We start from the raw sequence: 7,424 nt of genomic DNA, 5'->3' as shown, positions 1-7,424 counted from the left end.
CTCTACCATGACGGCAGCAGCCGCCCAAGGTTCTTCTTGCGTCACAACTCGAAGATCATCGGGCGGCTGTCCTACGTTACGGCCGGTCCCTGCCCGTTCAGATCACGTTCTACGACTGCCGTACTAGGCCGCGATCTGAAGCCTTGCGAGACCCCACAACGGAAACCGCCCTGTCGTGGGGAACAAGCTTTCCACGGGCGAAGAGGACGGGCGGGGCCTGGTGAACTCCCCGAAGTCGGGCGGGGTACGAGTCGTCGAGGACGGTGGCGATCGCATGACCTTGACCTGTCCAGCCCTCGATGTCCTGGGCGGCAGCCTCTAGCGGGCCAGGCTCTCCGGGAGAGTCCATGAGCGTCGGCGGCACAAGCCGATGCCACACCGCGAGAGCACTGCCAGTCTCGATGACCTCGGCAGTGATCTCGCCCCAGCGCATGCCCTGAGGCCGAACCTGGAGGAGGGCCACGAGCGCCGCCCTGTCCTCAAGTCTGACCGTGTCCATGCTGCCAGAGTATGAGGGTGACCTAGCCATCTCCACCACCCCAACATCACGTTCGAACCTTAGTTCGAGTATGACAGATGGTGGGACCTGTGCATCCGCTGGCTTAGCTCCGAACCTAGACGAGGTCCCAACACAGGGTTCCGTCGCCGTCCAGGAGGGCGCGCCACCCGTCGAGTACGCCGTCGCGCTCCAGTGCGTTGACGATGTCGGTGAGCATGGCGGTCACATTTACCCATCGGAGCCCGCCGTCGGTGTCGACCTTGTCGAACTCCCGCACGCACCCGTGCATGGGGCCGGACCGGAGATCGACGAACAGGTCTGCCCCACCGCCGCTGCTCGCGATGGACAGAAAGCCCGGTAGCCACATGCCCGCCTCTGTGCCAGCAGGCTTGGCTTGAGCCTGAGCGATGTCCGTCTCCGTGAGCCACCCGCGTTCGATGGGATAGTCACGCCAGACCTCTAACCAGGTCTTGCGCCGGTTTATAGCATCCTCGATGCGGCAGGGGCCGAACATCGGGAGCAGATCGAACCGCTGGTGGGACCAACCGGACGCGCTTCCGTTCGCGCGCCGCCACCAGGCCACCAGATCGGTCGGCAAATTCGCGCCCATGGCTTCTTGAGCTGCGGCGATGTCCGCATCGGCGGCGGGCGGAGCGATACGGTCCAGGGTCGCCGGAGCGTGCTGCGTCAGCCAGGCCAGGATCCGGTCCCACAATCCGTCAACGGTGGAGGGCATCGGCACATGATCGATGGAGGGAACAAGGTTCTCAACTCCGTCAATGGCCCGCGCGTCTACTACACATTCCGTATGACGCGCGGACACGACCACACGGCTTCCGTGTCATCACCGCCCGCCGGGCACGCCGGTGGCGCGAGCCCAGGAACCGTCGGAGCGCACCATGCACCAGTCCTCACCGTCCGCTCCGAGGAAGAAGCGGCGGCAGCCGTCCAGGACGCGCCGTAGCCGACCTGGGTGCGATGCGGGCACCCCGGCTCGCGGGACGGATGCGGGACCGAACCCATGTGGCACCGGGTGTTCGCCGGTTCGGACGGTCGATACCTGGCTGACGGGGCATGGAGCGTCGTGATGCGGCCGTCGCCGGAGCGGACGCGGCACGCTCTCCATGATCGCCTCACAGAGTTGTTGCGGAGTGTCGGCTTCGAGCCACCGCTCATCGATGCCCTGCCGCCCGTACAGGGCCCACCACTTGCGCGTGGCGTTGCCGAAGAAGACCGTTCGCACCTCGGGAAACGCGTTCTCGATGACCTTCACGACCTGGTCGGGCCTGATCTCGTCCGCCCACCACGCCGGCGACGGGTGCGTGATCGCCGCGGTCATGACGCCGGTCCGCTGAAGCCGCGCCTGACCGTCTCGGCAACCTCGATCCGCTCGGCCAGGGTGTTCTGCGCCTCGCACACGACCACCAGCTCCGTGATCGACCCCGCCGTCACTTCGCTCATGCATCCGTGACCGAGCTGGTAGTCGGTCAACGACCCCAGACGCCTGGCGACGAGCCGCCCCTCGATTCGCTCCGTGCACCAGCCAGGACACAGACCGCTCAGGTCGATCCCGCCGACCGTTCCGTTCACCGCCCTCGGCACATCTACCATGGCGGCACCTCCTCTATTGGGGATGGTGGCCGCGCGGTCGGGGGAGGTCTCCCAATCTCATCCCCGACCGCGCGGCGGCTTTCCTATGGCCAGGTTCTCCGCGCGGCGTGACCCCTGCACCGCCTGCATGCGTGCGCCATGGACCTTTGCCGAGGTCGGCGTCTTACCCGAAGAACCGTCATCAACCTCACACCCTGTGGTGGCATGGATGCGTTGCGTCGTGTTCCGAAAGCTATGATGGAATTCCACTTTCGTCAATGGAACACCAGAATCGTCGTCATGTTGATCTTCCACCTCCGGGGGCGACCGTGACCAAGGACATGGGTGAAGCCGTCAGTGCCACGGTGCGGCGCTGGCAGCTCACCGCCACGCTGCGCCAGCTTCGCGAGGACGCCGGACTGACTATCGAGCAGGCGATCCAGCGGCTGAGCGATGGCCCTGGCCGATGGTCGAAGCCGAAGCTGTCGCGAATCGAGAACCGGCATCAAGGGGTCAGGTCTCGGGAGGTCGAGCAACTCCTCGACCTGTATGGAGCGGATGCGGAGACCCGAGCAGAGATGCTCGAACTCGCCGAGAACGCGAGCGAACGTGGGTGGTGGCTGACCTACCGCAAGGATCTGCCTGAGGACTTCCATCCCCTGTTCAACCTTGAAGTCGCCATGGTTGCGCGTCGACAGTTCGAGACGATGATCGTGCCTGGTCTCGTTCAGACGGCCGACTACGCACGCTCCTTGATCAAGGGCTTGCACCCCGAGCTTGCGACGAGTGATGTCGCACGGCGGGTGGCCGCCCGGCTGGCGCGGCAGCAGATCCTCACCAGGGACGAGCCTCCCCAGCTTCATCTCATCCTGGACGAGGCCATCCTCGAACGGCCGGTCGGATCTCCACAGATCATGCGTGCACAGCTCCAACGCCTCATCGACGTCTCGGAGTCCGATCACGTGATCGTCCAGGTCCTCCCCAGGGGGATCGGCGCCACACCGGGCCTGGGAGGCCCCTTCTCGATCTTGTCTCTCCCGGAGCCGATTCCCGACATTGGATACACGGAGGGCATCGGCGGCTCCATATACTTGGAGTCAACCGCGTCCGTACGCGCCTGCACACTCAGATTCGGAATCCTCACCAAGCAGGCACTCAGCCCGGAAGACTCCTTCTCCCGGATCTCTGCGGCGGAGCGAGGCTACGACTGACCGACGAAGGGAAGCGCGGGATGATCTCACGAGACCACTTCGCCCGCGCCCAGTGGCGAAAGGGAAGCCGTTCCGGCGGAGGCGGTACCGGTGGAGGCGACTGTATCGAGGTCGCCGGCATCCTTCCTGGAGTAGTCGCCGTGCGCGACAGCAAGGCGCCTGACGGCCCGAAGCTGATGTTCGATCGCGCTGCGTTCGTCCACATGGTCCACGAGATCCGCGCAGGCGACCACGACCTCTGAGCCGCGAGGGTCCTCGTTGCCGGTGCTCATGCCACCGGCACGCCGCAGCGCTCATGGATTGAGCCCACTCAGCGACGTCGTTGTCTGCGATCTCCTGCCAGAGGTTCACGTTCGCCTCCGCGAAGCGGAGCAGTCCATCGGCGGGCGCGTCCCGCCACGCGGGAAGATCGTGAACGACCTGTTCGGCGTGGGCGGCGGTGCGACCGCCCGCGATCAGTCGGATGATCAGGCACGCGGGATCGATCCAGCCGACGCACTTGGTCGGCCATGCCCACGGGTTCGCTGGGGCAGGTCTTCCCAATGGATGCGTTCGACGGCCACCGGCTCCCTTTTCCCTGGTGAGGACCGTCCCCAACGCTAGGGGACGGTCCGCAGATTTCCGATGGGTTCGGGGGCTATGCCGCGCGCTCCTGCAGTTTGAGGACCTCCACCAGGGCTGAGATGTTGTGGTCGCCGTGGCCTGCTTCAGCGGCACGCCTCACCAGGTCGTTCAGGGGGGCCAGCCAGGCGGTGTCGACGTTGGTCTCCCTGGTCATGGCCGCGTCGTGGTCCGCTGCGGTGAGGAAGAGGTTCACCGAGGACGCGGCGTTGGTGTAGTCGCCGCGGTCGATCTCGTCGGCGAAGACCGGCAAGAGGGATTTGATCATGTCGAGCCACTTCTCGCTGAACCGGACCATGGATGCCACCTCAAGGCCGCGCGACTGGACGGCGGCGGCGCCCTGGAAGAACCCGACGAGCGTCGGCAGCAGGGTGACGCCCACCGCCATCTCGTAGAGGGCGGCGAGGTCGGTCTCGTCGCCAAGGTGAACAGTGTCGCCGCCGAGCACCTTCAGCGTCGCCTCGAACTCTTCGAAGACGGTCTTGTCGCCGCTGTAGTAGAGCAGGGTGTCCGGGGCTCCCACGGCCGAAGGGACGTTCTTGATCGCGCCGGCGAGGAAGCGGGCGCCGTGGCTTATGACCCAGTCGGCGGTCTGGCGGGCTTCGGCCGGGGATCCGCTGTTCAGGGTTACGAGGGCGCGTCCACGAAGTGCCGCGCGGGCCGGTTCCAGGGCGACCTGGGTGTCATCGAAGGTGGTCAGGCAGGTGACGACCAGGGGGCTCGCCGCGACCGCGTCCTCGATTGTCTCCGCTTGCTCGGCTCCCTTGCCGACAAGGGGCGCGGCCTTGGCCGCAGTCCTGTTCCAGACGGTGGTCGGGTGCCCGGCATCGAGGAAGGCCTCGGCGAGGGCTGTGCCCATCGAGCCCAGGCCGATGACGGTTACCGGCGTCCGGTGGTCCTGCATGTGCGTGCTCCAGTCGTTGGGAGGTGGATGCGCCGCCTGCGATGCGGTCGTGGGTCGGCACCTGCTCAATGCTGGAGCTCATGCAGACATTCATTCAAGTACCTACTATTTTGCCGGGTACTGACAAAAATGTAAGTATTGACTCATGAAGGAGACGAAGCGTGAGTTCACCTGTGGGCTTGACGCCGCCATCGCCGTCATGGGCGGCAAGTGGAAGGGGCTGATCCTCTTCGCGCTCCAGGACGGCCCTCTGCGTTTCGGGGAGCTGCGGCGCACGGTCTCGGGCATCAGCGAGCGAGTGCTGATCATGCAGTTGCGGGAGATGGAGACCACGGGCCTGCTGCATCGCGAGGTCTACCACCAGGTTCCGCCGAAGGTGGAGTACTCGCTGACCGAGTTCGGGCACGCCCTCAATGACGCGATGGCGCCGCTCGGCCAGTGGGGCGAGGACAACATCGAGCGCATCGAGTCCATCCCCTGGGACCAGATTCGCTGATCAGCGCGGATTTCAGCCGACGGTCACCAGAGCGACGCCGGCTACGGCGACGGCCATGCCTATGCGCTGGACGGTGCGGAGGCGTTCGCTGTAGGCGATTCTGGCCAGCAGGACGGTGATCGCCGGGTAGAGGGACGTCAGGACGGCGGCGAGGCTGAGCATGCCGCCGTGGGCCGCGAGGAAGTAGAGGACGTTCGCGCCCGCGTCCAGAGTGCCCGAAAGCAGCGCCAAGCCGATCAGCGTCCGTCCGGATATCCGCGGGCCGAGATCGCCGCCGCGGAACGCCAGGAACAGCAGCGCGGCGGCGACGATGGCCACGTTGCCCAGGCGGGCGCCGACGATCGGCCAGAGCCCGGTGCCGTCCCCCGCCTCCTTCAGCAGGATGAAGAAGATTCCGAAGCAGCCGCCGGACAGCCCGGCCATGATGGGACCCGATTCCAGAAGGCGCCGCCATCCGGTGCCGGCCGTCCCGGCGACCTCCTTGCCGCTGTCGGCTTCCATGCTGACCAGGCCGATCGCGACGAGACACAGCAGGACGCCGAGGAGGACGGACGTGTTCAGCCGCTCCCCTCGCGCGATGCCCGCGGCGACCGGCAGGACGGCGGCGGCCAGCGCGGAGACCGGCGCCACCACGTTCATCGGCCCGCGCGCGAGTGCCCGGTAGAAGGTGACCAGGCCCGCGCCGCCGCTCAGCCCCGCCGTGAAACCCCAGGCCATCGGGCCGGGTGCCGGGCTGCCGCCGCTGAGCAGCGCGGACACCACGACGACCGCGAGGCCGACCGGGACGCACCAGGTCAGGGCCCTCAACGCCGTCGACTTGCGCGTCACGGCGCCGCCGAGGAAGTCGGCCACCCCGTAGGCCAGCGCCGCGCTCAGCGCCAGGACCGTGACCATCACCGTCCGCCGAGGAGCCTGCTCGCGATACGGACGTCCGGGGCGATCACGCGGAGCTTCCCGGCGAGCCGGTCGCCCGCCTCGGTCAGGCGGTCGAGCGGGTACGGCTCAAGGCTTTCGAGGAGGAAGAAGCCGTTCTTCGTGTTCTCGGTCAGCCGCGTCCGGACGCACTGCCGCCAGTTCCACCGGCGGCACGTCACGCCCGCGTCGTCGCGCCAGACGACCTCGCCGGCGTTCGGGTGCTCGACGGCGGGCTCGCCGCCTGCCATCACGTCGAACGGCTCGTCCCCCGTGGCTCTGACCAGGCGCGCGGGGCCTTGGTAGGCGTCGAGGTCCTCGCCGCCGATGGGGAGCGCGTACTCGACGCTGACCGCGTTGTAGGCGTCCACGACCTTGTTGATGGACGGGAGCGCGTCGGCGCGGCGGAGCAGCGCGTCCACCGAGGGCCGGGTCCGCTGCGGTTTCGCCCCGAACGCCCGGTAGGCGTCGCGCCATGCCTCGACATGCGGGTCGGCGGCGTCCGCCTTCCCTGCCGCCTCGGCGAGCCAGCCCTGCGACTTCTGGTCGCTGGGCCCGTTCGCCAGCCCCTCGGCGGTCATGACGAGAACGGCGAAGTCGGGACGCAACTCCCGCACGGCCTCGTCCACCACGACGCGCTCCAGCATCTCCACCCCATCCTTACGGTCACTTTAATGACATCGACATGTCATCATACCGACCGACCGTCCGTTGCACCCAACCGGATATCCAACACGCTTCGGAACTCGACCCAGGTCAATCGAACGACAGCCGCTGCTGGATCTGTTCTAGGTCGTGAGGGGGGACCGGCTCGGAATTCCACATGAGGCGGAGGTCGTCGCCATGCCACCGGGGGACGAGGTGCACGTGGAAGTGGAAGACCTCCTGCCACGCAGCCTCGCCGTTGGAGTGGACGACGTTCATGCCATCCGGCGCGAGCGTCGCGTTCAGCAAGGCGGCGACCCGGTGGACCATGCCGGCGACCTGAGCGTGAGCGGCTTCGGAGATCTCCCAGATGTTCCGGACGTGGGTGCGCGGGACGACGAGCGTGTGCCCCGGATTGGCCGGAGCGATGTCCAGGAACGCGACGGTGTGGTCGTCTTCGGCGACGCGGTAGGACGGCGAGTCCCCCGCAACGATCTTGCAGAAGGTGCAGTCGTCCATCCGCCCATCATCACAAAAGGGGTGGGC

At 66.9% G+C, this 7,424-nt stretch carries 10 protein-coding genes; 3 read left to right on the top strand and 7 right to left on the bottom strand.

The genetic code is table 11. The features are described from left to right. Positions 1–614 precede the first annotated feature (614 nt). The 3 genes from E1285_RS41755 to E1285_RS41745 form a co-directional block, all read right to left on the bottom strand. Entirely contained in the window at positions 615–1,235 is a 621-nt protein-coding gene (locus tag E1285_RS41755) for an SMI1/KNR4 family protein (RefSeq protein ID WP_132160270.1), read from the bottom strand. A 108-nt stretch (positions 1,236–1,343) separates the two neighbouring features. Next, positions 1,344–1,838, bottom strand: coding sequence for a hypothetical protein (locus E1285_RS41750; RefSeq protein ID WP_132160268.1), 495 nt, complete (start codon positions 1,836–1,838; stop codon positions 1,344–1,346). Beyond that, complete coding sequence (locus tag E1285_RS41745; RefSeq protein ID WP_132160266.1) at positions 1,835–2,110, bottom strand: hypothetical protein; 276 nt, start codon at positions 2,108–2,110, stop codon at positions 1,835–1,837. Before E1285_RS41745 ends, E1285_RS41750 begins: the two co-directional genes overlap by 4 nt. Before the next feature lie 308 nt (positions 2,111–2,418). On the opposite strand from E1285_RS41745, the gene E1285_RS41740 reads away from it, so the two are divergent. Then, the gene (locus E1285_RS41740) at positions 2,419–3,300 is read left to right on the top strand and encodes a helix-turn-helix transcriptional regulator (RefSeq protein ID WP_207947209.1); all 882 of its coding nucleotides are present in this window, start codon (positions 2,419–2,421) and stop codon (positions 3,298–3,300) included. A 20-nt stretch (positions 3,301–3,320) separates the two neighbouring features. Continuing rightward, entirely contained in the window at positions 3,321–3,542 is a 222-nt protein-coding gene (locus E1285_RS41735) for a DUF397 domain-containing protein (RefSeq protein WP_132160264.1), read from the top strand. A 395-nt stretch (positions 3,543–3,937) separates the two neighbouring features. Here the strand turns inward: E1285_RS41735 and E1285_RS41730 are convergent, their stop codons facing one another. After that, positions 3,938–4,825, bottom strand: a complete 888-nt coding sequence (locus E1285_RS41730) for an NAD(P)-binding domain-containing protein (protein ID WP_132160262.1) — start codon at positions 4,823–4,825, stop codon at positions 3,938–3,940. Between the two features lie 145 nt (positions 4,826–4,970). Between E1285_RS41730 and E1285_RS41725 the strand changes: the two genes are divergently transcribed. Then, the gene (locus E1285_RS41725) at positions 4,971–5,321 is read left to right on the top strand and encodes a helix-turn-helix domain-containing protein (RefSeq protein WP_132160260.1); all 351 of its coding nucleotides are present in this window, start codon (positions 4,971–4,973) and stop codon (positions 5,319–5,321) included. A gap of 12 nt (positions 5,322–5,333) precedes the next feature. On the opposite strand, the gene E1285_RS41720 is transcribed toward E1285_RS41725, so the two are convergent. From E1285_RS41720 to E1285_RS41710, 3 genes are all read right to left on the bottom strand, one after another. Then, entirely contained in the window at positions 5,334–6,215 is an 882-nt protein-coding gene (locus E1285_RS41720; RefSeq protein WP_132160258.1) for an EamA family transporter, read from the bottom strand. After that, entirely contained in the window at positions 6,215–6,880 is a 666-nt protein-coding gene (locus E1285_RS41715; RefSeq protein ID WP_132160274.1) for a phenylalanine--tRNA ligase beta subunit-related protein, read from the bottom strand. The genes E1285_RS41720 and E1285_RS41715 overlap by 1 nt, the downstream gene beginning before the upstream one ends. A gap of 109 nt (positions 6,881–6,989) precedes the next feature. Beyond that, positions 6,990–7,424, bottom strand: a 435-nt coding sequence (locus E1285_RS41710) for an HIT family protein (RefSeq protein ID WP_207947208.1), incomplete at its 5' end; no start/stop codon positions are given.

Origin of the sequence: Actinomadura sp. 7K507 (assembly GCF_004348425.1) — a bacterium.
Classification (GTDB): Bacteria; Actinomycetota; Actinomycetes; order Streptosporangiales; family Streptosporangiaceae; genus Spirillospora.
Note: the sequence above shows the minus strand (reverse complement) of the source record. Positions and strands in the feature narration are given on the sequence as shown.